The 26,185-nt window shown below is 69.2% G+C and carries 19 protein-coding genes; 16 read left to right on the plus strand and 3 right to left on the minus strand.

What is annotated here, in order from left to right; genetic code table 11:
- Window positions 1-325: 325 nt before the first annotated feature.
- Window positions 326-2,041, plus strand: coding sequence for an MFS transporter (locus ACFVXE_RS07130; protein WP_389669989.1), 1,716 nt, complete (start codon window positions 326-328; stop codon window positions 2,039-2,041).
- 73 nt (window positions 2,042-2,114) lie between these two features.
- Window positions 2,115-3,347 carry an acyl-CoA dehydrogenase family protein gene (locus tag ACFVXE_RS07135; protein ID WP_389669991.1) on the plus strand — a complete coding sequence of 411 codons (1,233 nt, stop codon included), beginning with the start codon at window positions 2,115-2,117 and terminating at the stop codon, window positions 3,345-3,347.
- Between the two features lie 39 nt (window positions 3,348-3,386).
- On the opposite strand, the gene ACFVXE_RS07140 is transcribed toward ACFVXE_RS07135, so the two are convergent.
- Window positions 3,387-3,827, minus strand: coding sequence for a cell division protein SepF (locus ACFVXE_RS07140; RefSeq protein ID WP_389669992.1), 441 nt, complete (start codon window positions 3,825-3,827; stop codon window positions 3,387-3,389).
- Window positions 3,828-4,135: 308 nt separating this feature from the next.
- On the opposite strand from ACFVXE_RS07140, the gene ACFVXE_RS07145 reads away from it, so the two are divergent.
- Window positions 4,136-5,371 (plus strand): DUF5685 family protein, encoded by a 1,236-nt coding sequence (locus tag ACFVXE_RS07145; RefSeq protein ID WP_389670118.1) that lies wholly within the window; start codon window positions 4,136-4,138, stop codon window positions 5,369-5,371.
- Window positions 5,372-5,400: 29 nt separating this feature from the next.
- On the opposite strand, the gene ACFVXE_RS07150 is transcribed toward ACFVXE_RS07145, so the two are convergent.
- On the minus strand, window positions 5,401-6,345 hold the full coding sequence (locus tag ACFVXE_RS07150; protein ID WP_389669993.1) for an ABC transporter substrate-binding protein: 945 nt from the start codon (window positions 6,343-6,345) through the stop codon (window positions 5,401-5,403).
- Between the two features lie 519 nt (window positions 6,346-6,864).
- Here ACFVXE_RS07150 and ACFVXE_RS07155 point away from each other — a divergent pair.
- The 8 genes from ACFVXE_RS07155 to ACFVXE_RS07190 all read left to right on the plus strand — a co-directional run bounded on the left by ACFVXE_RS07155 (window position 6,865) and on the right by ACFVXE_RS07190 (window position 15,812).
- Window positions 6,865-7,743: an amino acid ABC transporter permease gene (locus tag ACFVXE_RS07155; protein WP_389669994.1), complete on the plus strand. Its 879-nt coding sequence runs from the start codon at window positions 6,865-6,867 to the stop codon at window positions 7,741-7,743.
- On the plus strand, window positions 7,740-9,593 hold the full coding sequence (locus tag ACFVXE_RS07160) for an FAD/NAD(P)-binding protein (protein ID WP_389669995.1): 1,854 nt from the start codon (window positions 7,740-7,742) through the stop codon (window positions 9,591-9,593). The genes ACFVXE_RS07155 and ACFVXE_RS07160 overlap by 4 nt, the downstream gene beginning before the upstream one ends.
- 282 nt (window positions 9,594-9,875) lie before the next feature.
- Window positions 9,876-10,628, plus strand: a complete 753-nt coding sequence (locus ACFVXE_RS07165; RefSeq protein ID WP_389670119.1) for an amino acid ABC transporter ATP-binding protein — start codon at window positions 9,876-9,878, stop codon at window positions 10,626-10,628.
- 159 nt (window positions 10,629-10,787) lie between these two features.
- Window positions 10,788-11,855: an LLM class flavin-dependent oxidoreductase gene (locus tag ACFVXE_RS07170; RefSeq protein WP_389669996.1), complete on the plus strand. Its 1,068-nt coding sequence runs from the start codon at window positions 10,788-10,790 to the stop codon at window positions 11,853-11,855.
- A complete protein-coding gene (locus ACFVXE_RS07175) occupies window positions 11,852-13,156 on the plus strand; it encodes an NtaA/DmoA family FMN-dependent monooxygenase (RefSeq protein WP_389669997.1) in 1,305 nt (434 codons plus the stop codon). Before ACFVXE_RS07170 ends, ACFVXE_RS07175 begins: the two co-directional genes overlap by 4 nt.
- Before the next feature lie 4 nt (window positions 13,157-13,160).
- A complete protein-coding gene (locus ACFVXE_RS07180; RefSeq protein WP_389669998.1) occupies window positions 13,161-13,967 on the plus strand; it encodes a DUF1684 domain-containing protein in 807 nt (268 codons plus the stop codon).
- Window positions 13,968-14,244: 277 nt separating this feature from the next.
- Window positions 14,245-15,144 (plus strand): S1 family peptidase, encoded by a 900-nt coding sequence (locus ACFVXE_RS07185; RefSeq protein WP_389669999.1) that lies wholly within the window; start codon window positions 14,245-14,247, stop codon window positions 15,142-15,144.
- A gap of 188 nt (window positions 15,145-15,332) precedes the next feature.
- Entirely contained in the window at window positions 15,333-15,812 is a 480-nt protein-coding gene (locus tag ACFVXE_RS07190) for a hypothetical protein (protein ID WP_389670000.1), read from the plus strand.
- A 25-nt stretch (window positions 15,813-15,837) separates the two neighbouring features.
- Here the strand turns inward: ACFVXE_RS07190 and ACFVXE_RS07195 are convergent, their stop codons facing one another.
- Window positions 15,838-16,737: a DUF4231 domain-containing protein gene (locus ACFVXE_RS07195; RefSeq protein ID WP_389670120.1), complete on the minus strand. Its 900-nt coding sequence runs from the start codon at window positions 16,735-16,737 to the stop codon at window positions 15,838-15,840.
- 346 nt (window positions 16,738-17,083) lie between these two features.
- Between ACFVXE_RS07195 and ACFVXE_RS07200 the strand changes: the two genes are divergently transcribed.
- The 5 genes from ACFVXE_RS07200 to fxsT all read left to right on the plus strand — a co-directional run bounded on the left by ACFVXE_RS07200 (window position 17,084) and on the right by fxsT (window position 26,137).
- Entirely contained in the window at window positions 17,084-17,794 is a 711-nt protein-coding gene (locus tag ACFVXE_RS07200; RefSeq protein ID WP_389670001.1) for a hypothetical protein, read from the plus strand.
- A 474-nt stretch (window positions 17,795-18,268) separates the two neighbouring features.
- Complete coding sequence (locus ACFVXE_RS07205) at window positions 18,269-18,433, plus strand: FXSXX-COOH protein (protein ID WP_389670002.1); 165 nt, start codon at window positions 18,269-18,271, stop codon at window positions 18,431-18,433.
- A gap of 30 nt (window positions 18,434-18,463) precedes the next feature.
- Complete coding sequence (gene fxsBH, locus ACFVXE_RS07210) at window positions 18,464-20,743, plus strand: radical SAM/SPASM protein FxsBH, inactivated beta-hydroxylase extension form (RefSeq protein WP_389670003.1); 2,280 nt, start codon at window positions 18,464-18,466, stop codon at window positions 20,741-20,743.
- Window positions 20,744-20,858: 115 nt separating this feature from the next.
- Window positions 20,859-22,205 (plus strand): FxsC protein, encoded by a 1,347-nt coding sequence (fsxC, locus tag ACFVXE_RS07215; RefSeq protein ID WP_389670004.1) that lies wholly within the window; start codon window positions 20,859-20,861, stop codon window positions 22,203-22,205.
- The gene (fxsT, locus tag ACFVXE_RS07220) at window positions 22,202-26,137 is read left to right on the plus strand and encodes an FxSxx-COOH system tetratricopeptide repeat protein (RefSeq protein WP_389670005.1); all 3,936 of its coding nucleotides are present in this window, start codon (window positions 22,202-22,204) and stop codon (window positions 26,135-26,137) included. The genes fsxC and fxsT overlap by 4 nt, the downstream gene beginning before the upstream one ends.
- Window positions 26,138-26,185: the final 48 nt, after the last annotated feature.

Below are 26,185 nucleotides of genomic sequence, written 5' to 3' on the forward strand. Positions count from 1 at the left end.
TTCCGTGCTTTTTTCGGAAGGGTGTTTGGGTATTGGCGCATAAGTGGAGAGCCTTGCTGCTGTCCATTCACCCGGCCGCGGGGGCGGGCGGACGGGCGGCGCCGGACCGGCCGCGGAGCCGGTCCGCCGAGCGCCGGAGGGCGATCCGGAGTGGCGTACGCCACACTCCGTGAGCTGCCGAGGTATGAGATGGGCCACGTGTGGGAACACCGAACTCGCGTACGCTGACGGATCACTCGCCCGTCGATGCCGGGCCTGGAGGGACAGCGCACGCTGCATTCCCGATTGGCCTGCCGAGCGCGAGGACCTTTTGGGAGGTACATGCATGTCCGGGACGACCACAGCCCGATTGCGGCTGCGCGCAGCCGCCGACGGCGCCAATCGATGGGTCGTCCTGGTCGTCCTCTGTCTCAGCCTGCTCCTCGTTGCGCTCGACGCGACCGTGCTCCATGTCGCGGTCCCGGCGGTCTCCGAGGACCTGCGGCCCAGCGCCGTCGGACTGTTGTGGATCGTGGACGCCTACCCGCTGGTCTGCGCCTCGCTGCTGATCCTCTTCGGAACCCTCGGGGACCGGGTCGGCCGCCGCCGCATCCTGTTGCTCGGCTACGCCCTCTTCGGTATCGCCTCCGGGGTCGCAGCGATGGCGGACAGCCCGGGCGTCCTCATAGCGGCGCGCGCGCTGCTGGGCGTCGGCGGCGCGATGATCATGCCCGCGACGCTGTCGGTCCTCCGTCAGGTCTTCCCCGACCGGCGTGAACGTGCCGTCGCGATCGGGGTGTGGAGCGCGGTCGCGGCTGTCGGCGCGGCCACCGGGCCGGTCGTCGGCGGCTTCCTCGTCGAGCATTTCTGGTGGGGCTCCGTCTTCCTCGTCAACGTCCCGCTGATGGTCCTGATCCTTCCGGTGGCACGGCTGCTGCTGCCCGAGTCACGCGGCAGCAACGACGGCCCCTGGGACGTGCTCGGTGCGCTGATGGCCGCGGCCGGAGTGCTCGGTGTCGTTTTCGGTGTGAAGCGAGCGGGCACCGGCGGGGGCGTTCTCGGCCCCGCCACCCTCGTGCCGCTGGTGCTCGGGGCCGTGCTGATCATCGCGTTCGTCCGCAGGCAGAAGCGCCGTACCCACCCGCTGATCGACATGGGGATGTTCACGCGGCCGGCCTTCTCCACCGCGGTGGGCTGCATCGTCCTGGCAATGCTGGCCCTGGTCGGTCTGGAACTGATCGCCGTCCAGTACCTGCAGCTGGTCCTGGGCCTCAGCCCGCTGGAGACCGGACTGCGGCTGCTGCCGCTCACCTTCGCCGCGATGGCCGCGGGCGCCACCGGCTCGTACACCCTGCGCCGGATCGGGCCGCGCCGGATGGTCGGCTGGGGCTTCGTGCTCACGGCGGCCTCGGTACTGATCCTGACCCTGATGGGGCAGCACGACCGCCCCGCCCTGCTGACCGTGGCGTTCGTCGTGCTCGGTTTCGGGCTCCAGTCCACGCTCTTCGGAGCGTACGAATCGATGCTCAGCGAGGCCCCCGCCGACCGGGCGGGCGGGGCGGCCGCCATCGGCGAGACCTCGTACCAGCTGGGCGCCGGCATGGGGATAGCCCTGCTGGGCAGTGTCATGAACGCCGCCTACACACCCGGGCTGGCGCGCCTCCACGGGGAGGGCGTCCCGGCCGGGGCGTCCACCGACGCGTCGCACTCGCTGGGTGAGGCCTACCAGATCGCGTCCCGGCTCGGCGGTCCGCTGGGTGAGGTGCTGCGGAACACGGCCCGGCACGCCTTCATCCATGGACTGCACGTCACGCTGCTGGTCAGCGCCGCGCTGCTGCTGCTCGGCGCGCTCGCCGCGCTGCGACTGCCACGGGTGATGGAGTGCCCGCCGGCCGCGCCCTGTGAGCTCCGCGAGGGGGCCGGCGCCGACGCTCCCCGTACCTCCCGGGCGATCCCCGCTTCCCGCGGTGGCGCGGCCGGGCACCGTCCGGAGCGCCCTCTTCCGCTGCCCGCGCGGCGGCAGCCCGCCGAGGCCGCGGGCTCTGGACGGGCGGCACACTGAGCCGTAACGTCAGCGCGACGCCATAACTAACACTGCTAGTTTTAGTACCGTGCGAGCCGCCGGAGGCACCCTCATGTCCACCACCGAGTCCGCGAAGCCGTCCAGGACGTCGAAGCTCCCGCCGTTCGATCCCGGTGACCCGATCGGCATCGACGATCTGCTCGATCCCGAGGACCTCGCGATCCGCTCCAGTGTCCGTGCCTGGGCCACCGACCGGATCCTGCCGCACGTCGCCGAGTGGTACGAGGCCGGCGAACTGCCCGGCATCCGCGAGCTGGCCCGCGAACTCGGCTCGCTCGGCGCCCTGGGCATGTCCCTCCAGGGGTACGGCTGCGCGGGCGCCACCGCCGTCCAGTACGGACTGGCGTGTCTGGAGCTCGAAGCGGCGGACTCCGGAATTCGCTCCCTGGTCTCCGTGCAAGGCTCCCTGGCCATGTACGCCATCCACCGCTACGGCTCCGAGGAGCAGAAGCGGCAGTGGCTGCCGGGCATGGCGGCCGGCGAGATCATCGGCTGCTTCGGGCTCACCGAACCGGACCACGGCTCCGACCCTGCCGGGATGCGCACGTACGCCAAGCGCGACGCAGGGGGAGACTGGATCCTCGACGGCCGCAAGATGTGGATCACCAACGGTTCGGTGGCCGGGGTCGCCGTCGTCTGGGCGCAGACCGACGAGGGCAGCGGTGGCAGCGGCATCCGCGGCTTCGTCGTGCCGGCCGGCACCCCCGGATTCTCCGCACCCGAGATCAAGCACAAGTGGTCGCTGCGCGCCTCCGTCACCAGCGAGCTGGTCCTCGACGATGTGCGGCTGCCCGCCGACGCCGTACTTCCCGGGGTGGCCGGCCTGCGCGGCCCGCTCAGCTGTCTCAGCCACGCCCGCTACGGCATCGTCTGGGGAGCCATGGGCGCGGCGCGGGCGAGCTTCGAGGCAGCGGTCGACTACGCGAAGACCCGGGAACAGTTCGGCAGGCCGATCGGGGGTTTCCAGCTCACTCAGGCCAAGCTCGCGGACATGGCCGTCGAACTGCACAAGGGCATCCTGCTCGCCCACCATCTGGGCCGTCGGCTGGACGCGGGCACGCTCCGCCCGGAACAGGTCAGTTTCGGAAAGCTCAACAATGTGCGGGAGGCCATCGAGATCTGCCGCACCTCGCGCACGATCCTCGGTGCCAACGGGATCTCGCTGGAGTACCCGGTGATGCGGCACGCGACGAATCTGGAGTCGGTGCTCACCTACGAGGGCACCGTGGAGATGCACCAACTGGTGCTGGGCAAGGCGCTCACCGGCCTGGACGCATTCCGGTAGAACGGGACGCCGGCCGGACCGGTCCGGCGAGCGCCCTGCTCAGCTCTGGTTGAAGAAGCCGTCGGCCGGCTTGCCGGCGGCTTCGCTGAGTACCTGGGTGTCGGCCGGGGTCAGCAGGAACACCCGGGTGGCCACACGGTCGATCGACCCGCGCAGTCCGAAGATCAGCCCCGCGGCGAAGTCCACGACGCGCTTCGCGTCGGAGGGGTCCATGGCCGTGAGGTTGATGATCACCGGGACGCCGTCCCGGTAGAGCTCGCCGATGCTGCGCGCGTCCCGGAAGCTGTCCGGGGTGACGGTGGCGATGCGGCGGCCGGTCTCCTCGGCCGCTTCGGAGACCACCTGCACGCGTGGGTCGGTCACCCAGGCATTGCCGGTCCCGGTCCGTGCACCCTCGGCGTACTCGTCGTCGTCGTAGTAACGCTCGTCGTTGTCCTCTACGAGGCCCAGCCAGGCACTCGCCTTGCGCACCGATCCCATGGACGCCTCCTCTCACCGCGGTTCCTTGGTGTTCCGCATCTCTTTCGTATCCCTATGGTCGACCATGATGCGGATCGTGCGCCAAGTGGATAGTCGGCGTGGAGGCGATTCGTGACGCTACTGGTGCAGAACATGTGGCGATTCGTCAAGGTTCCTCCTGCGTTGGGGCCCTGACGGAAAGAAAATATGATGCGCCGGTCCGTACGGGTGATATGGGGGACGTACGGGTGAACGGGTCACTCGATACGATGCCCGTCGCGCACCCGCACGAGTGCGGCGCACAGGTGAACGACTCCCGGGGGACCGTCGTGTTCGGAATAGTCAGGCCCTGTACCCACCGGTTGTCCGACGGACTCAAGACCGAGTGGATGGCCCATCTCTGCGGCCTCTGCCTCGCACTCCGCTCGGACCACGGACAGTTCGCCAGGATCGTCACGAACTACGACGGGCTTATCGTCTCGGTCCTGACGGAGGCTCAGACCGAGCGCGACCCCGGCCGCCGGCGCACCGCGGGGCCCTGTCCGCTGCGGTCCATGCGGACTGCGCCGGTGGCCCGCGGCGAGGGCGCCAGGCTCGCGGCAGCCGTCTCGCTGGTGCTCGCCTCGGCGAAGGTACGGGACCACGTCGCGGACCGGGACGGGCTGTTGAAGCGGCGTCCGGTCGCCGCGGCGGCCCGCCGGGTCGCCGCCGGCTGGGACAGGGCCGGGGCGCGCACCGGCGCACAGCTGGGCTTCGACACCGCGCTCCTCGTCGAAGCGGTCGACCGGCAGACCGTCATCGAGCGGCTGGCCGGACCCGGCACCCCGCTGCTGACGGTCACCGAGCCCACCGAGACGGCCACCGCGGCGGCCTTCGCCCACACCGCCGTACTCGCCGGCAAACCGCGGAACGCCGAGCCGCTCGCCGAGGCCGGCCGCCTCTTCGGGCGGCTCGCACATCTGCTGGATGCCGTGGAGGACCAGGAGGCTGACGCGGCGTCGGGTGCCTGGAACCCGCTCACCGCGACCGGGACCTCGCGCGCCGAGGCCCGCCGGCTGTGCGACGACGCGCTGCGTGGCGTACGGCTGGCGCTGAGCGACGCCGAATTCACCGACGACAAGCTGGCGCACGTCCTGCTCGTGCACGAACTGCGCCGCTCGGTGGACCGCGCGTTCGCGGACGGGACCTGCTCGCACCGGGTGGCCGCGCACCCGGCGGACGGACCCGGTGTCACCGGAGCCTTCGGCCCGCCGCCCGGCAACCCGTACGCACCGGACGGCCCCGGCAGCCCCTTCGGCCCGCTGTCGCCACCGCCCGAGCCGCCGCGCGACCGGCGCGGGCTGATCGTGGGCTGCCTGGTGTGGGCCGGACTCGCCTGCACCTGCCAGATGTGCTGCGGAACCTTCGAGGACCCGTGGAGCCGGCAGCGCCGCGAAGGGCTGTGCAGCCAGTGCGACTGCAGTGACTGCAGCGACTGCGGCGATCTCTGCAACTGCTGCGGCAACTGCGGGGACTGCTGCAGCAACTGCGACTGCTGCGACTGCGACTGCGGGTGCGACTGCTGATCCGTCCGCGGCGCGTGTGCCGGCCGTGGTCACTTGATCTCGGGCGGCGAGATCTGCGAGGTCCCGATCGCCGATGCGCCGATGCCCCACTTCTTCAGGATGCGGTCGTACGTCCCGTCCGCCTTCAGCCCGTTGACCGCCGCCTGGAACGCGGGCGCCAGCGGGGTGCCCTTCTTGAACGCGAACCCCACGTCGAGCCGCTTGAACTCGTTGAGGAAGCGCACCCCCTCCTGCCGGCTCACCGCGTAGCGCAGCCCGTTGATGGTCGACATCACCACATCGCTGCGGCCCTGCTGGAGCGAGGCCCAGATCGCGCTCGGATCGGAGTAGGTCTTGACGTCGTACGGCTTCTTGCCCGCGTCGCCGCACCGGTGCCGGTTCTCCTCCAGCGTCACCTCGAAGGTGGTGCCCGCCGCGGTGCCCACGGTCAGACCGCAGAGCTGGGTGAGGTCGGTGACCTTCGACAGCTTGCTGTCGTCGCGGACCGCGAAGCCCTGCCCGTCATTGAGGTAGGTGACGAAGTCGATCGTCCTGCGCCGCTCGTCGGTCACCCCGAAATTGCCGGTGCCCACGTGGTACTTCCCGCTGCCCAGCGCGGGCAGGATCGCCTCGAAGGCCGCCACCTCACGCTTCGGCTTCAGCCCCAGCGCCCGGGCCACGGCGTCCGCGAAGTCGATGTCGGTGCCGGCCACGGTCTTCCCGTCGGGCAGGTAGGTCGCGCCGGGCGGCGAGCCGACGCTGGCGGCGATGGTGAGCGTGCCGGAGGCGCGCACACGGTCGGGCAGCAGCGCCGCGGCGTCCTTGTTCTTCCTCACCGACGACACGACGTCACGTGTCGGGATTCCCCCCTCTGCGGCGGCTGGCCCGGCCGCGCCGGCCGGTGCGGCCGCCGGACCGCCGGACCCGCATGCGGTGAGAGCGAGAGCGGCTACGGTGACCAGCGCGAAGGCAACGGTGTGCCGGGTACGGGGCATGAGATGTGGTTCTCCAGGTTCGTCGGCCACGAACCGACAGCCGGACAGCGCGAAGAGACGCGCCGCGGCGGCACGTTCACGGGCCGGGGCGGAGGCGGAGCGGAGGAACGTCCAGGACACGGATGACGCCCGGAACGGCGAACGGCGCGAGGGGAGGGCGCAGCGATGTTGTGTACGTGAAGACACGCAGGGAGGAGTGCTCAGGCGCCGGACGCGGCGCGCGGCAGGGAGGTGAAGAACCGCAGGGGGTCAGCTCAACAGGAGGAGGACCACACGCGACCGAGGTCGATGTGGGAGCGCTTGACCAGCCACTGCTGCGAATGCATGGCCCAAGTGGAACAGCGATCCGGCGGTCCGTCAACCGAGTCGGGACGTATGACTCACAGTGTGGACAGGCTTGACAACCTGCCGTGAACACCGATTACCTCAGGCACGGATCGCGTTGAGGGGCCCGGTCCGTGTTGTGTTGTCCGTGAAGGCACGTCCCGTGTTCGATCTCTGCATCCACGGAGCCTTCGCATGTCTGCGCAGACCGATGCCTTCCCTCAATCACACCCGGCGCCGCTCTCGAAGGACGGCGGCGCGAGTCAGGACGCCGAACGGCTCCGGATCGTCCCGGTACGCCGAACAGGTCAGTGGGCGGCCGCCGTTGCGGTCCTGCTGCTGCTCGCCCTGGCACTCGACTCCGTCATCCGCAACGACGCCTTCCAGTGGGATGTCGTGGGCGACTACTTCACCACCGCGTCCGTCCTGCGCGGCCTAGGCCTCACCCTGTGGCTCACCGCGCTCGTCATGACGCTCGGCTTCGCCCTCGGGACGCTGCTCGCCGTCTTCAGGCTTTCGGGCAACCGCGTCCTGCAGTCGGTGAGTTGGGGGTACATCTGGCTCTTCAGATCCACTCCGATCCTGGTCCAGCTGCTCTTCTGGTTCAACATCGGCGCGCTGTACCCGGAGATCCTCGGCGTCCGTACGGTGAATCTGCTCGGACCCGTCACGGTCGCCGTCGTCGGACTCACCCTGCATGAGGCCGCCTATGCGGCGGAAGTCGTCCGCGGCGGCATCCTCTCCGTCGAGCGCGGACAGATCGAGGCCGCCCAGTCGCTGGGCCTCGGGCCCTGGCGCCGGCTCCGCCGGATCGTGCTGCCGCAGGCGATGCGGTCCATCGTGCCGCCCGCCGGGAACATGCTGATCGGCACCCTCAAGGGCACTTCGATCGTCAGCATCATCGCCGTGCAGGACCTGCTGTACTCCGTGCAGCTCGTCTACCACCGCACCTACCAGGTCATTCCGTTGCTGCTGGTCGCCACCCTCTGGTACGTGGCAGTCACCTCGCTCCTCGGCATCGGCCAGCACTACGTCGAACGGCACTATGCGCGCGGCACGGCCGGTGCCCGGTGAACGGTGCAGCGGCCCTCGTGATCGTCGGCGCCGGGCCGCGCGGCACCGGCCTCGTCGAGCGCATCGCCGCCAACGCCCCGGAGCTGTACGAGGGCCACCGGCTCGACATCCATCTCGTCGACCCGCACCCGCCGGGCGGCGGCCGCATCTGGCGGCACGACCAGTCCCCGCTGCTCTGGATGAACTCCATGGCGGAGGACGTCACCATGTTCACCGACGACACGGTCCAGCAGCAGGGACCGGTACGGCCGGGACCCGCGCTGCACGCCTGGGCGGCGGACGTCCGCGAAGGGCGCGTCACTCTCGACGCCGAGCCCGGACTCCTCGCCGAGATACGGGAGCTGGGCGGTCAGAGCTTCCCCAGCAGGCGGCTGCAGAGCGCCTATCTGGGGTGGGTGTACGAGCAGGCGGTCACCGGGCTCCCGCCGGGCATCACCGTGCACGAACACCGTGGGTACGCCGTGCGCGTCACCGGCCCGCGCGGCGGCCGTCAGCGCGTCTGGCTCCAGGGCCGCGACGAGCCGCTCACCGCCGACCTCGTCGTGCTCACCATCGGCCACCTCGACGCCGAACCCGCCCCCGAACACGTCGAGCTGGCGCGGTTCGCGGACAAGCACGGCCTCGTCCACCTGCCGCCCGACTTCACCGCCGACAGCGACCTCTCCGCACTGCCCGCGGGAGAACCGGTCATCGTGCGGGGCTTCGGGCTCGCCTTCATCGATCTGATGGTGCTCCTCACCGAGGGACGCGGCGGACGGTACGAGGACGGTGCGTACATACCCTCCGGGAAGGAGCCCGTGCTGCACGTCGGATCGCGGCGCGGCGTCCCGTACCACTCCAAGATCGGGTACGGCTGGCAGGGCGAACGGCCGCCTCTGCCGCGCTTCCTCGGCCCGGACCTGACCGAGGAGCTGCTCGACCGGCCCGAGCCGCCCGACTTCCGGCGCGATGTCTGGCCGCTGGTCGCCAAGGAGCTCGGATACGCCCACTACCACCGGCTCTTCACCGTCCACACCGAACGCACCGCGGTCGACTGGGCGGTCTTCGAGGAGAAGTACGCGGCTGCCGGACCGGACAGTCCCGAACTGCGCGCGCTCGTCTCCGCCGCCGTCCCCGAACCCGCCGACCGGCTCGATCTCGAAGCGCTCGACCACCCGCTCGACGGGGTGCGCTACCCCTCGTACGACGCACTCCAGGACGGGCTGCGCGGCTACATCACCGCCGACCTCGCACGCCGCCACGACCCCGCCCGCAGCGAGGACCTCGCGGTCTTCCTGGGACTGCTCTCCGTCCACGCAGAGCTGATCCGGCTCGGAGACGTCGGTCAGTGGTGGCACAGCTTCTTCAGCTACCTCGCATCCGGGCCGCCGGGCCCCCGGCTGCACCAGCTGCTCGCCCTGTCCCGCGCCGGTGTGGTCCGCTTCCTCGGCGCCGGGACGACCGTCGAGGCGGATGAGGAGCGGGGCGTCTTCCGGGCCGGCAGTGCCACCGTGCCGGGGGAGTGGATCGAGGCCCGGGCGCTCGTCGAGGCCCGGCTGCCGGATCCGTCGCTGGAACGCACCCGGAGCCCGCTGCTCCGGGCGCTGCACGAGGACGGGGCGGCCGCCACCCCCACCGGGCTGCTCGCCGTCGACCCGGAGGACGGCCGGATCCTGGACCGGGAGGGACGTCCGCATCCGCGCCGCTTCGCCCTCGGCCCGCACACCACCGCACGGGCGAGCGGCGCCTTCACCCGGCCGCGCACCGGCGGCCCGGCGTTCCGGCAGAACGACGCCACCGCCCGTACGGCGCTCGTGTTCCTCCGCGACCTGTTCTGCGGGGACGGCCGCGGCGACCGCCTCAGCGCCTGACCCCGACGGCGGCCCGGACCCCTACCCCCGCACCCCGCACCTCTCGTACCCCCGCACCTCTCGTGCCCACGCAGCCCAAGGAAGTCCCATGCCGCTCATCAGCGAACCACCTCCCGGTATCCCGCCCGGGTCCGGCTCTCCCGTCCCCGGCGGGCGCGGCGGTCCGTGCCGCGGCGCGCGATGCGATCACCGCCACGTCGAACGTCACTACGCCAAGGGGGCAGCGCGATGAGCGCGGGCACAGATTCACCGGACACCGTGGCCGGGAGTTCACCGGACGCCATGGTCGAGATCCGCGCCGTGCGCAAGAGCTTCGGCGCCGTCGAAGTGCTGCGCGGCATCGACCTCTCCGTACGCGCCGGTGAGGTGACCGTCGTCCTCGGCCCGTCCGGGTCCGGCAAGTCCACACTGCTGCGGACCATCAACCACCTGGAGCGGGCCGACAGCGGCTGGATCAGCGTCGACGGCACCCTGGTCGGTTACCGCAGGGACGGCAACAAGCTGTACGAGCTGCGTGAGCGCGAGGTCCTGCGCCGGCGCACCAGGATCGGCTTCGTCTTCCAGAACTTCAACCTCTTCCCGCACCTGACGGTCCTGGAGAACATCATCGAGGCACCGGTGTCGGCCCTGCGCCGCCCCCGCGGGGCCGCCGTCGCCGCCGCCGAGGAACTCCTCGCCCGGGTCGGTCTCGCCGACAGGGCGGGGGCGTACCCCAAGCAGCTCTCCGGCGGACAGCAGCAGCGCGTCGCCATCGCCCGCGCGCTGGCGCTCGAACCGAAGCTGCTGCTCTTCGACGAGCCGACCTCGGCGCTCGACCCGGAACTGGTCGGTGAAGTCCTCGACGTCATCAAGGACCTGGCGCACGGCGGCACCACGATGATCGTCGTCACGCACGAGATCGGCTTCGCCCGGGAGGTCGCCGACACCGTCGTCTTCATGGACGAGGGACGCATCGTCGAGCAGGGCGCCCCCGCCGACGTACTCGACCGTCCGCAGCACCCGCGGACCCGTGCCTTCCTCTCCAAGGTCCTGTGACCCCGGCCGTGTTCCGCGCCGCGACATCCGAAAGGAGCGCCTCCGTGCCCGACCGTCACTCCCTCGCCTTCCGCGGCACGGGCGACGCCGTCTTCGACGGGACCGGCCCGGCCGGCCTCCCCGAGCCCAAGAACTGAGCCCCGAGAGGTACGTACAGCCATGCCTGCCACCCATGCGCTCCATCTGGCCGCCGAGATCGGCGGCCCGCCCCGTTACGACGCCTCGCACTACACCGGGCTCGCCCGGCTCGCGGAACGCGGGGCCCTCGACTTCGTCACGCTCGGCGACTCGTTCGCCCGGCCCGGGCTCGACGCGCTCGCCGTGCTCTCCCGGGTCGCGCCCGCCACCCGCCGGATCGGGCTGGTGCCGACCGTCACCACCACGCACACCGAGCCGTTCCACGTCTCGTCCGCGGTGGCCACCCTGGACTGGGTGAGCCGCGGCCGGGCGGGCTGGAGCGCCGAGGTGTCGACGACGGAGACCGAGGCACGCCTCTTCGGCCGGCGTCCGGCCGCGCCCGCCGCCGAGCTGTGGCGCGAGGCCGGCGACACCGCCGAGGCCGGCGCCCGGCTGTGGGACAGCTGGGAGGACGACGCGGAGATCCGTGACGTCTCGACCGGCCGCTTCATCGACCGCGACAAACTCCACTACGTCGACTTCGAGGGCGCCACCTTCTCGGTCCGCGGACCCGCGATCGTGCCCCGGCCCCCACAGGGGCACCCGGTCACCGTCATCGACGGAACGGGCGGTCCGGGCCAGGAGACCGCCGCACGCCACGCCGATGTGGTGCTCGTACGGGCCACCACGCCCGAACAGGCCGCCGGCATCGGGGTGGATGTGCGACGCCGCGCCGCGGCGTACGGCCGTGACCCCGCCAACCTGCGGGTACTGGTCGCGCTCACCGTCGACCTCGGGGACGCGGAGACCGGATCCGAACCCGGCCAGGAGGGCGGACCGCGGCTTGCGGCCGGGGGCTCGTACTACCGCGGCGGCCCGGTCGACCTCGCCGAACTGATCACCCGCTGGCACCGGGCAGGAGCCGCCGACGGCTTCCACCTGACACCCATCACGCCCGCCCGCGATCTCGAACGGATCGTCAACGGCACCGTCGCCCTGCTGCAGCACCGCAGCCTGTTCCGCACCTTCTACCCGGGGGGCACGCTCCGTGAGCACCTGGGACTGGCCCGCCCGGCCAACCGATACGCCCCCGCGGAGGAACGAGCATGACCGCGCACCCCCAGAGGCAGATGCATCTGGCCGCCCACTTCCCCGGTGTGAACAACACCACCGTCTGGACCGATCCGAGCTCCGGGAGCCAGATCGACTTCTCCTCCTTCGAGCACCTCGCCCGCACGGCGGAGCGTGGAAAGTTCGACTTCTTCTTCCTGGCGGAGGGGCTGCGGCTGCGCGAACACAACGGCCGGATCCACGACCTGGACGTGGTCGGCCGTCCCGAGTCCCTCACGGTGCTGAGCGCGCTGGCCGCCGTCACCGACCGGATCGGTCTCGCCGCGACCGTGAACGCCACCTTCAACGAGCCGTACGAGTTGGCTCGCCGGCTCGCCACGCTCGACCACCTCAGTGCAGGCCGGGCCGCCTGGAACGTCGTCACCTCCTCCGACGCCTTCACCGGGGAGAACTTCCGGCGCGGCGGCTATCTCGACCGGGCCGACCGCTACACCAGGGCCGCCGAGTTCGTCGCCACCGCCCGGGAGCTGTGGGACACCTGGACCGCGGACGGCACCCCTCGCCCCTTCCGCCACCATGGGCAGCATTTCGCCATCGAGGGCGAGTTCACCGTCCCGCGCTCCCCGCAGGGCCACCCGGTCGTCATCCAGGCCGGGGACTCCCCGGAGGGCCGCGAATTCGCGGCGTCCGCCGCCGATGTCATCTTCACCCGGCACGGCACCCTGGAGGCCGGCCTGACCTTCTACGCAGACGTCAAGGGGCGGCTGGCGAAGTACGGCCGGGAACCCGGCGAGCTGAAGATCATGCCCGGTGTCACCTTCGTGCTCGGCGACAGCGACGCCGACGCCCAGGAGCGGGCGGCCGGGATCCGGCGCCAGCAGATCTCCCCGCAGAACGCGATTCTCGCCCTGGAACAGATCTGGGGCCGCGATCTCTCCTCGTACGATCCGGACGGGCCGCTCCCCGAGACCGACCCCGATCCCGATTCGGCGCTGGTCCAGGGCCGGGTCAAGGTCGGCGACCCGCTCGCGGTGGCGGCCCGCTGGCGTGCGTTGTCGCAGGCCAAGGGGCTGTCCATCAGGCAGACGGTGATCGAGGCGACCGGACGGCAGTCGTTCATCGGCAGCCCGGAGACGGTCGCGTCCGAGCTGGCCGGATTCGTCTCGGCCGGCGCGGCCGACGGCTTCATCCTCGTACCGCATCTCACCCCGGGCGGTCTCGACGACTTCGTCGACCGCGTCGTTCCGCTGCTCCAGGAACGCGGAGCCTTCCGCTCCGACTACTCGGGTTCCACTCTGCGGTCGCATCTGGGGCTGGCCGAGCCGGTATGGAAAGGTTGATCGTATGAGTACGGACACACAGCAGGCACAACTGGCGGAGCAGGACTGGATCCACTGGCACGAGGAGCGCACCGCGACGGTCGCGGCACCGTACGGACCGCTCTCCCTCACGGGCACCCACTGGCTCGCCGACTGCTCGGAGGGTCGAATTCCGGCCGTTCCCGGGCAGTGGCGGGAGGACGGTGACGAGCTGGTGCTCACCGCCACCGCCGAGGACGGGCTCAGCCTCGACGGAAAGACCTTCAGCGGCGAGGTGCGGCTCACGGCGGACCAGGGCCCGATCGGCGAGTCCCGTGTCGCGCACGGCGAGCGGCGGCTGGTCGTGCTGAGCCGCGAAGGGCTCTGGGCCGTGAGGGACTTCGACCCGGACTCCGCGGCGCGGCGTGCCTTCCGGGCCATCGACGCCACGCCGTACGACGCCCGCTGGGCGCTGCCCGGCACCTTCCGCCCGTACGACACCGCGCGCACGGTCCGGGTCGAGAACGCCGACGGTGTCGAGCGGGGGCTCGGTCTCGGCGGTGAGATCGCGTTCGACGTGGACGGCACCGAGCACACGCTCCAGGTCGCGGTCGAACAGGACGGCTCGCTCTGGGCGGTCTTCGCCGACACCACCAGCGGGAACGGCAGTTACCGCTTCCGTTTCCTGCGCCCCGCGGCCCCCGCCGACGACGGCAGTGTGACGGTCGATCTCAATCGCGCCCTGCTACCGCCGTGCGCCTTCGCCGACCACTTCATCTGCCCGTTCCCGCCGCCCGGCAACACCCTTCCGTTCGCCGTCGAGGCGGGGGAGCGGAACCGGACCGACAACTGATCCACCCGCCCCGTTCGACCGCCCCGGGCCCCGGCAGACACCCGCTGCCGGGGCCCGGGCACGAGCGCGGCGGCCCCGGCCGGGAAACGGCCGGGCGGGGAGCTCCGGCCAAAGGGCCCTCTTGCGCATGAAGTTGACGCCTTGAATACTCCCGAGCAGCGCTTGTCAGGAGCACGTCGCATCCGGAATTCGGACATGCGGCCGTGCGCCCGACTGCGCCTCACGGGTCCTGCCACCCCACAGGCGGACCCCTGTTTCCCCTCGGGAGGAATGAAAAGTGAGGATCAAGCGCACCACCCCCCTCAGCGCCACGGCGAGACGGAGCCGGATCGTCGCAGTAGCCGCAGGCCTGGTCGCCGTCGCCGCCCTGGCGGTCCCCAGCGCCCACGCCAACGCCACCAGGACGTTCAGCGCCGGCCAGCTCTCCGCCGCAGGCGACGCCGTGCTCGGTGCCGACATAGCCGGAACCGCGTGGAACGTCGACCCGGCGACCAAGAGCCTCGTCGTCACCGTCGACAGCACTGTCTCGCAGGCGGAGATCCAGAAGATCAAGGACTCCGCCGGAGCCAACGCGGGCGCTCTGCGCATCGAGCGCACGTCCGGCACCTTCAACAAGCTGCTCTCCGGCGGCGACGCCATCTACGCACCCGGCTGGCGCTGCTCCCTGGGCTTCAACGTCCGCAGCGGCAGCACCTACTACTTCCTGACCGCCGGTCACTGCACCGACGGCAACCCGCCCTGGTACACCAACTCGTCGGACACGACGAGCATCGGCCCGACGGTCGGATCCAGCTTCCCGACCAACGACTACGGTCTGGTGCGTTACGACAACGCGTCGGTCGCCCACGACGGCACCGTGGGCAGCCAGGACATCACCAGCGCGGCCAACGCCACGGTGGGCATGTCGGTCACCCGCCGCGGCTCCACCACCGGCATCCACAGCGGCACCGTCACCGGTCTCAACGCCACGGTCAACTACGGCGGCGGAGACATCGTCTACGGCATGATCAAGACGAATGTCTGTGCGGAGCCCGGCGACTCCGGTGGTCCGCTCTACTCCGGCTCCAAGGCGATCGGTCTGACCTCGGGAGGCAGTGGCAACTGCACCTCCGGAGGTACGACGTACTTCCAGCCGGTCACCGAGGCGCTCAGCGCATACGGCGTCAGCGTCTACTGACGGCACCGACGCCTCGTACCGACCCACGGAGCCCCTGCCCGAATGTCCGGGCGGGGGCTCCCGTTCACCCCGCGGCTTTTGAGAGGATGTGGGAGAGGCCGGTCGCGCAGGAACAACGGGGGCGGATGCTGCGCCTCCCGGAGGGATGCCCTCCGGGGCCCCCGGAGACACCCCAGGGGGGCCAGTCCGTGAAACGTATCGGAGTGACCGGTCATCGCAGCATTCCCGAGGAGGCGCACGCCCATGTGCTGGCGGGGATACGAGCGGAGCTCCACGGCCACGACGACTCCCTGGAGGCGCTGTCCAGCCTGGCCGTCGGCGCGGACCAGCTCTTCGCCGACCTGGCACTCGCGTGCGGGGCGGAACTGACCGTGGTCATCCCGAGCGGCGACTACGAAACGTCCTTCTCCGCCGGCGCCGAACTGGCCCGCTACCGGAGCCTCAAGGGCCGGGCGGCCCGGGAGATCCTGCTGGACTTCCCGCACTCCACCGACGAGGCCTACTACGCCGCGGGCGCCTACATCGCCGACCACTGCGACCGGCTGCTCGCGGTCTGGGACGGCCGGCCCGCCCGCGGCCTCGGCGGCACGGGCGACATCGTCTCGTACGCGCGCACCCTCGGCCGCCCGGTCACGGTGATCTGGCGCGACGGGATCGAGCGCGCCTGATCCGGATCCGCCACCCGGACTCACCTCACATGCGGTGCCTGGCCAGCCAGTCGGTGTGTTCGGGAGAGACGATCCGCTCCGTCTCGAAGACCGCGACCGGCCACTGCCGTTCGGTCAGACTCGTCTCCATGGCGGCCTGCATCGACTCCAGGTCCTTCTCGACCAACGAGTGTGCGGATATCAGCGGATGATGGCGACGCATCTCGTTCCAGGCTAGGCAGGCGGCCGCAGCTGCCGACAGTGCCCCCGTCAGGGCGAAGGACCGGGCGGTTCCGAACGTCTGCAGCAGGCTGAGCGTCAGCGCCGGCGTGGTCAGCGCGGCGACTGCGCTCGACCAGGCGAGTGCACCGCGTCGCGAAACCTGCTGGCGCCTGCGGTACCAGCGCCGCTGCTCGATCAGCCGGTCCCGTACGTAGGTCTCTTTGCGGACCGTGAAAGCTCTGCTGCGTAACTCGCGCATGGAGTCGGTGATGAGTCCGCTGGCCGCATCGTTCATCTCGTCCCGGGGGTCCGCCCAGCCGACCTTCCTGAGTTCCTGCAGACCCTCCTCGAGCCTGTTGGCGAACACCGCCTCCGGGTGGTGGGTCCCGGTGTCGAACGGGGTGCCGTGGACGGCGTAGCGCCAGCACATCGACTTGATGAACTCGGCCGCGGAGCGGTTCAGTTGCCAGTGCGACTTCGCTTTGCGCCGGGAGGCGGCATAGGTGGTGACCAGAACCCCCAGATAGGCCAACGCCGCCAGCGCGTCGAGAATTTGGAATGAGTCACCGACCCTGCCGCGCCAGGGCAGCGAACCCGGCACGGAACCCGCGACGAGCAGGAGCAGTTGGCCGCGAGTCGTATTGACCGCCTCCCGCTGGCGCGCGATCGCGATCGTGTCCGTGTGGTGAAAGAGCGCAGGGAGGTCCTCGTTCCTGAAGACCATGGACTGAAGCGGTCCGGGAATCGCCGTCATGTTCACCCCGTCTGCAGTTTTGGACATGCTCGTTCAGCCAAGCGGATGGCCCGTCCGATCCGGCCGGAGACTCTGGAGACCTTGCGCGGTGTCCGGATCGCACGCGTGTGCGGGCGGCGGCCGGCCGGGTGCATGAGAGTAGGGTCGCCGCCCTCACACCGCAATGGTGCCCTGGGCGGCGGTTGCTGACCCGAGTCCGGGGCAGGGCGCTCTCGTGCGATCGGAAGCGCTGTGGCATGGTTGCTCAACTAGCTTTTGTTCAGGGTGAGTTATCCCTTACGCACACGGGTCTCGCCTCGCGCTGGGGGGGGCGAACGTGCAGGATGTGAACCAGGGCGACGCCCAGTCGCTGACCGGCGTTCAACGGAGGATCCGGCGAAGTCCACTGCTCTTCACCGTGCCCATCGTGCTGCTCGCACTGTTCATCTTGATGCTCGTCTGGGAAGTGATCCGGTCCAACGTCACGGCCGAGGCGCAGACCGAATGGCCGTGGCGCCTGCACCTGATCGACATGGATGCTCTGGGCAGCCTGCTCGCCGTAGCCGGCGGCGCCGTGCTCGCCAGGGCGCAGTACGCCTGCACGGTGCGGCCGTACCTGGGCTGGCGCGGATCCTGGCAGAAGGGGCATCTGAAGGAGGACACGTCCGCGTGGCGCGTCGGAGTGTTCAACGGCGGGCAGCATCTTGCCGTGATCGGTACCTGGGACTGCCGCCTGGTCCTGGCGGGCCAGGACGATTCCGCCGAGGCGCGGTGGGTCGACCTCGACGAAGCGGTGTCCGATCTGGCAGCAGCCGGACTTGTCGTCGCGCAGGACTTCCAGATCGTCCGTTTCGGAGCGGGCTTCCCTCTGGTGGGAGGCGGAGGGCATGAAACGTTGCTGGTGGGTGCCTTCTCGAAGCGATTCGTCCGTAAGGTCGATGCGTTGTACCTGCGGTTCCGGGTCGCCGACGTCGTGGGCGACACCCACGAGCGTGTCCTGGACTGCATGAAGGGGGCGAGAACGGATCTCAACGCCCCGCTCAGCTGAAGCCCGGCAGGAATCCGCCCGCTCTTCCGGCGGGGCGGCCGACCTGAGGCGTTCGCGGACGGAATCGGCGGAAGGTGGCGCAGTGCGGGCGAGCCGAGTGGAAGCGAACACGTGGCATCGGCCATCTGTCCTGAAGTCATATCCATGTACCCGTCGCCGAAATCAGGGTGGCGGACCGTGCGTCTTTGATGCAGGGGTACCGGACCGCCCCGAGCGCGGGCCGGCGGAGGGAAGGGCTCGGCCTTCCGGAACTGGCTCGTGTCATCCGCTCCGGCCTGCCCGTTCTCTCCTCACTCCGACGGAGGAATGTCGATCCGGGTTTCGTGTGGCCTAATGCTGTGTGACGCCTGCGTTTCGTGCGACGTCGGCGTTTGCCAAGCGCTGTCAGCAGAGTAAAGTCGTGCCGCCGGACACTGCATTTATGTAGTAGCCGGAAGCGTTTCAGTGTCCGGAACAATCCCATCAAGGACGGCCGTGAAGACCAACGAATCCACCTCATCCTTCGCCAATGCGAAGAGCCGTGTGCCGCTCGCTGAGATCGACATCCGTGGCGTCGAAGCCACCAAGAAGCTCGCTCGGGTATTCAGCGCGTCAACTGGTCGTTCCACCAAGGCGGCAACCTTCAGTTCGGCTCTCTGAGTCACGCTGTAAGGTGGCTAGACTGACGGAATGACAGGACCCCTGGTCCCCTTCCGTGAAATTGTGCTCAAAGTGCACAGCAGGTGTGATCTTGCCTGCGATCATTGTTACGTCTACGAACATGCTGATCAGAGCTGGCGTACCCGCCCTAAGGTAATCTCTGATGATGCTATTTCCTGGACCGCTCAACGCTTGGCCGAGCATGCGCTGACGCATGCGCTGCCCTCCGTGTCAGTGATCCTGCACGGAGGGGAGCCTCTCCTGGCAGGTCCCGCGCGTCTGCGCCGTGTCTGTGAGGAGCTCACCTCGGCGCTGAACGGCATCGCCGATCTCGATCTACGGATCCATACCAACGGCCTGCAGCTCAGCCCGCGCTATCTCGATCTCTTCGATGAATTCGGTGTCGGAGTCGGCATCTCGCTCGACGGTGACCGGACCGCCAATGACCGGCATCGCCGTTTTGCTGACGGACGCACCAGCCACCCGCTGGTCCTGCGAGCCGTCGAGCTCCTCCGTCAGGAGCGCTACCGGCACCTCAACCTCGGCCTTCTGTGCACCGTCGATATCCGGAACGACCCACATGCAGTGTTCGATGCCCTGGCGGAACTCGAACCACCGCTCATCGACTTCCTCCTTCCACATGCAACCTGGGATCAGCCGCCGCCGCGTCCTGACGGATCGCCCACGGCCTATGCCGACTGGCTTCTTGCGGTCTTCGACCGCTGGAGGGACCAGGGCCGACCGGTGCCGGTGCGGTTCTTCTCCTCGATCCTGTCCAGCCTGAGCGGTGGACCCAGCCTCACCGAGTCCCTGGGCCTGGCCCCCACCGACCTCGTCGTTGTCGAGACGGACGGGCAGTTGGAGCAGGTGGATTCGCTCAAGAGTGCCTACGACGGCGCGGCCGCCACCGGGTTCGACGTCTTCACACACACCTTTGACGAGGTCGCGGCGCACCCTGGGGTCCGGGCACGCCAGCTCGGACTGGCCGGAGTCAGTGAGGGCTGCCGCCGTTGCCCCGTCGTACGCTCGTGCGGTGGCGGCCTCTACACCCACCGCTACCGATCGGACAGCGGATTCGACAACCCTTCGGTCTACTGCGCGGATCTCGAAGCGCTGGTGCGCGGTATCGAGGTGCGGGTCGCTGCGGAAACCGAATCGGCTGCTGTCGTGGAGCCGCGCGAGCTCGTCGCTGTGCATCAGGACCTGACACGGACCCTGCTCGCCCGGCTTCATGCGGACCTCGACGGCCGGGGTGGAGAGCGCTGGAGCGAGACCTGGGAGCTGGTGCAGGCTCTGGACCTGACGGAAGCGGGCGCCGACGGGCTGGACGGTGTACTGGCCCATCCCTACACCCGCACCTGGCTGCTCGACGCGCTGGACGCCGTTCACGACGACCGGCCCGGCGCCGCCCGGCCGGCGACGCTGCGCCTGTCGTCGTCCGTGGCCGCTGCCGCCGTACGCGCCGGTGTCGAACAGGAGGTACCCGTCGTCTTCCGGAACGGAAGCGTCTTTCTCCCCACCCTCGGCGAGGTACGGATCGGCGGGCCCGGAGAGCACGGCACTGCACTCGTGCGGGCCACCGACGACGGATTCCTGATCCGGCGGGAGGGGGATATCGCCGGTCGGCGGCTCGTGCGGACTTCGGCGGAAGGCCCCGGTTGGCTCCCGGTGCGTCGTGTACGTGCCGGCGGGGCACCCGGCTTCCTGCTCGACGACCTCGACCCGTACCGGGACTGCTTCGATACACCGGTCGCACCCCGGTTCGGGCGGGCCGAGGCCGATGCGTGGTGCGCGCGCATCGCCGTGGCCTGGGAACGGCTGGCGGCGGTCGTGCCCGAGTCGGCGGCCGAAGTGGCGAGCGGCCTGGTCGTACTGACCCCGCTCACCGCCGCCTGCCTTGCTGTGGGGCGACACGGCTACGGGGCATTGGGGATCGGGGTGCACACGGGGACCGATGAGCTGGCTCTCGACCTGCTCCGTGGATTCCGGCGGGCCAAGTTGAGAGCCCTTGTGGATGTCACGGATCTGTACGCATCGGACGGAGCCTGGGAGCATCGGACGCCCTGGCAGGAAAAGTCCGTTCCCTTCTCCCAGCTGCTGGCCATGACCTATGAGCGGGTCGGGCTCGGTCTTTTCGACCCGCGGTTTCTGGACGGGGTACCGCAGGCACTTGACACCCTGGAAGCGGCGGCCGAACCGACCATCGACGGAAAGCAGCTGCTGGCCGCGGTCCGGAAGGAGATCAGCGGTACACACCGGACATCCGGGGAGAACGGGTTGCGAGACTGTTTCCGATCAAGAACTGATTGACCGGACGTGAGGATGGATGACTGAAAAGTAGCGGTGAATGACCGAACGCCATGGGGGTGGAGCAAGGTCCGCTCCGGAATGATGAATTCGCTCGCATTCTTCCCACAGTCCTCGGATGCGAGTGCTCACACAGGACGGGGGTCGTGTGCACGCTTCAACGCAACCGCGAGCGGCGGACCATCGGCCGTACTTCTTCTTGAGTTATGCACATACACCGGGGTACGGCGGTGGAACGGACCCTGATATGTGGGTCGAGCGGCTGTTTCAGGATCTCTGTGGTCATGTAATGGCCATGACGGACTTGCCGGCGGGTGCCTCGGCCGGGTTCATGGACCGGGAGATACGGTCCGGCGAGGGGTGGTCGGAACGGCTCGGTAGCGTGCTGGCCACCTGTCGGGTGTTCGTCCCGCTCTTCTCGCCGCGATACTTCGCCAGCGAGATGTGCGGCAAGGAGTGGCACGCTTTCGAGCAGCGCGCCATCGCCCACCGGGCCCGCAGCAATCAGCCCGCCGAGGCGATCGTGCCTGCGCTCTGGGTGCCGGTGCCACCGAATCAGCTGCCTGGACCGGCGGAGAGACTGCAGTTCAATCACCGTGATTTCGGGGACCGTTACGTCAGTGACGGACTTTACGGACTGATCAAGCTCCGGCTCTTCGCCCAGGAGTACGAACGGGCCGTCTACGAACTCGCCAAACGCATCGTCAGCGTCGCGTCCACCGCGCGGCTCGAAGTCGGCCGGCCGGTCGACTACCGGATGGCCCCCAGTGCCTTCGGCTCGCAGAGCAGCGGTGCCGGTGCGCCTCGGCCCATGAAGGTGACCATCGCGGCTCCCACCCGGCACGACCTGCCCGAGGGGCGCAACGCCGACTACTACGGAGACAATCCGCACGACTGGAACCCCTACCATCCCGCATCCGCCCGCCCCCTGGCCTATGTCGCGGAGGACCTGGTCCGCTCCCTCAACTACCAGGCCACCGTCACCTCTTTCGATGAGGAGTCCGGTCATGCGGAGACCAAGGGCCCACCGAACAGACCGGAGATCCTCGTCGTCGACCGCTGGGCGCTGATGGACGAGGACCGTCGCCGAAGGCTAGCGGCCTTCGACGCCGAGAACCGCCCATGGGTGACCATGGTGGTGCCCTGGAATCGTGAAGACCCTCAGAGCAGGGCCGCCGAGGCTGAGCTGACCGAGAAGCTCGAGCGGACCATGCCGTCCAAAATTCGCCAAGGGCGCGCCTATTGCCGTGCCGCGGCAAGGGGAGTGCCCAGCATGGACGCCTTCGGACAGGTCCTGCCCCAGGTCGTGGAGGCGGCGGCCCAGCAGTATCTGCGTCACGCGGCGGTCTATCCGCCGGCGACGGGCGGCGGTCACACTGAACGAACTCGACTGATGGGGCCCATGGGCAACACGCAGTTCATACCGGACATGCACGACCCTGCGACGGATGCGGAGGACGTATGACGGCCGGGCGTGACGGACGTATCGTCACTTTCTACTCGTACAAGGGCGGTACCGGACGCACGATGGCCCTGGCCAACACCGCCTGGATCCTGGCTGCCAATGGCAAACGGGTACTGGCCGTTGACTGGGACCTGGAAGCGCCCGGATTGCACCGGTTCTTCCATCCCTTCCTCGACCCGTCGACACTCGGCGCCACCACCGGGGTCATCGACCTGATCACCGAGTACGCCTGGGCTGCGACCAGCCCGGTGCAGCGTGCCGACGACTGGCATCGCGACTACGCCCGCATCCAGCCGCATGCCGTGTCCCTCACCCCGGAAGCGCTCGGCTGGGAGTTTCCGCAGGGCGGCACCCTCGACTTCGTCTCCGCCGGGCGCCAGAACCGCGAATACTCGGCGACCGTCTCCACCTTCGACTGGGACAACTTCTACGACCGGCTCGGCGGCGGCCACTTCTTCGACGCTCTGCGCGACGACATGAAGGCCAACTACGACTATGTCCTCATCGACAGCCGGACAGGTCTCAGCGACATCGCCGACATCTGCACCGTCCATCTCCCGGACCTGCTCGTCGACTGCTTCACTCTCAGCGACCAGTCCATCGACGGCGCGGCTTCCGTAGCCCGGCAGATCTCAGAGCGTTACACCGGCCGCCCCATCTCGATCTTCCCGGTTCCGATGCGCATCGACGAGGGTGAGAAGGAGAAGGCAGACGCGGGCCGCGCGCTGGCCCGGCTGAAGTTCGACCGTCTTCCCCGGGATCTGTCCAGCGACGAACTCACGGCCTACTGGGGAGCGGTGGAGATTCCGTACCGCCCCTACTACGCGTACGAGGAGACGCTGGCCACTTTCGGCGACGAGGCAGGTCTGACCAATTCGCTTCTCTCGGCCTTCGAGCGGCTCACCGCAGTCATCACGGACCGGCAGATCACCTCGATGCCCCCCGTGGGAGAGGAAGTACGGCTCCGCATTCGCGACGCCTTCACCCGGCGCAGGCCCGCGCTTCCCGCGGATCTCTTCCTCAACTATGTTGCGGAGAACCGGATGTGGGCCGACTGGATCGAATCGGTCCTCACCCGAGCCGGATTCCGCGTCGTCCCCCGCGACGTCTCCGCCGAGCCCGGCGCGGCCGACCCGGCCAACCTAGCGGCCGAGGCCACCACCCGCACCGTCGTCCTGCTCTCCAGCGCCTATCTCAAGTCCCAGCGGGCCGTCGGTCTGTGGGACAGGGCGGTCGCCGAGGACCCTGGCGGTGGCAGGCGTCAGCTGTTGCCTCTCCGGGTCGGGGACGTGCGCCTGTCCGCGCCCTACATCGACCGCAACCCCGTCGATCTTTTCCGGCTCGACGAGGTGCACGCCACTGCGGCGCTGATGCGTGCCCTGGACCGACCGGTACAGCTCGTCGACGGGGTTGCACCCGGACCTCGCTTTCCGGGGACCGTGCCGAGGATCTGGAACGCACCACCACGCAATCCTGGATTCACCGGGCGCTCCCTTGTCCTGGAACGGATGCGCGATCAGCTCGGCGGTGGCATGGCCGTGGTGCTGCCCCAGCCACAGACTCTGTACGGGCTTGGCGGTGTCGGTAAGACCCAGGTGGCCCTGGAGTATGTGCACCGCTTCATGGCCGACTACGACCTGGTGTGGTGGATATCGTCCGAACAGACCGACGATGTGGTGGCCGGCCTCGCCGAACTCGCCATCAGGCTCGGTGCCCAGGGCGGCGACGACATGGCGGCGGCTTCCCAGGAGGCCGTCGACCTTCTGCGCCGCGGAGTTCCGTCGGACCGCTGGTTGCTGGTTTTCGACAATGCCGACGATCCCGAACGGCTCAGGCGCTACTTTCCGCAGGGCGGATCCGGTCACATTCTGGTCACTTCCAGGAACCAGACCTGGTCCCAGCACGGCGACGCACTGCCCGTCGATGTCTTTTTGCGGGAGGAGTCCATCGAGCACCTCCAGCGCCGCGCCCCGGGACTGACCATCGAGGACGCTGCACAGGTGGCCACCGCTGTCGGTGACCTGCCGCTCGCGGTGGAACAGGCGGCGGCCTGGATCGCTGAGACCGCCACGCCCATCGACGCCTACCTGGAACAGCTCGCCCGGCAGGCTCCGCAGGTCCTGTCCCTCAACCAACCCGCGGGTTATCCGGAACCCGTCGCCGCCACGTGGAACATCTCCATCCAGCGCCTCAAGGAGCGTTCGCCCGCCGCGGTGCGGCTGCTGCAGCTCTGCGCCTTCTTCGCTCCCGAGCCGATCAATGCCAACCTCCTGTACAGCAAGGAGATGATCGAGGCACTGAAGCCGTACGACGCGTCGCTCCAGGAGAAACTGGTGCTGGGCCGGGTCATTCGGGAGATCGGCCGGTTCGCCCTTGCCAAGGTCGATCAGGTCTCCAACTCCATTCAGGTGCACCGCCTCGTCCAGGCCGTCATCAGGGCGCAGCTCAGCGAGGAGGAACAGCGCGATGCCCGTCATGTGGTGCACCGCATCCTTGCCGGCGCCAGGCCCGATGACGACGAGCCGATCGACAACCCGGCGACCTGGCCGCGGTTCGCGACCATCTGGCCGCACCTCGGCCCGTCCGATGCGCGCAACTGCAAGGAACCCGAGACCCGCAGGCTCCTGATCGACCGGGTGCGTTACCTGTGGAAGCGTGGTGACTTCAGGACGGCAGGCACCCTCGGTGCCGAATTGCGCGAGGCATGGAAGGAGATGCTTGGCGAACGGGATCTCCAGTACCTCTACCTCTGCTTCCACCTCTCCAACATCTACCGCTCGCGCGGACGTTACGTGGAGGCCAAGGAACTCGACGAGATCACCCTCGCCCGGCAGCGGGAGGTGTTGGGTTCGGAGCACCCGCACACGTACATGACCACCAGCAGCCTCGCCACGGACCTTGGCACCCTCGGTGACTACAGCCGGGCGATCGAGCTGGCGACCGAAGCCACTGAGGGGTTCAGTCAGATCTTCCACGACGCGCACCCCAGGACGCTGGCGGCGGCCAACAACCTGGCGTTGAACCTGCGCCTCGTCGGTCAGTACGCCAGGGCCAGGGAGATCGATCAGGACGTCTACGACCGGCGCACCGAGGTGCTCGGAGCGAACCATCCGTACAGCCTGTCCTCCGCCATGAACCTGGCCCGCGATCTTCGTGACGTGGGACGGTACGAGGACTCGGTCGGCCTGCTCAGTCGCACCTACGACAGCTACAAGACGCACCTCGGGCGTACCTTCCCGGGCACCCTGAGTGCGGCGAAGAGTCTCGCGGTTTCGCTGCGCAGGGCGGGCCGGCTGGAGGACGCCCGCAGGCTCACGGTGGCCACCCGCGCCAGGTACCGGGCCAAGTACACCTCGGCCAACCCCGAATCACTGGCCTGTGATCTCAACCTGGCGGCTGACCTCTTCGCGGCCGGTGAGGCGGTCGAGGCGAGGGATACCGCACAGGAAGTGGTCGACCAGTACATGAAGGTCCCGGGGGAGAAGCATCCTTACACCCTGGCCGCCCAGAACAACCTCGGAGTGTACGTCTCGGGGGCCGGTGCGGCTGAGGAGGCGGAGAAGCTGCTGAAACGGGTGGTCGCCTCGATGCGGGAGGTGTTCGGGCGCGAGCATCCGCACACCTTGTTCTGCGTCATGAACCTGGCCAACGCCACAGCGGACCTCGGCAACCTCGACATTGTCCTGTCGACGGAACGGCAGGTGTCCGCGCAGCTGCGTGAGGCCCTCGGGGCGCACCATCCGGAGACCTTGGCCATGACATCCAACATTGCAGTCACGCTGGACGAGATGGGACGCAAGGACGAGGCATTGCAGGTACGGGTGGAGGTGGTCGAGGAGCTGACCCGACAACTCGGTGACGAGCATCCGCTGACGCGGATCGCCCGGGACGACAATCGGTTCCAGCGGGAACTGGAACCGATTTCGATCTGATCGGGGTGGGGGGCCCCCCCCGGGGGGCCCCCCCCACAACACCGACGG

Source organism: Streptomyces sp. NPDC058231 (assembly GCF_042882275.1).
Classification (GTDB): Bacteria; Actinomycetota; Actinomycetes; order Streptomycetales; family Streptomycetaceae; genus Streptomyces.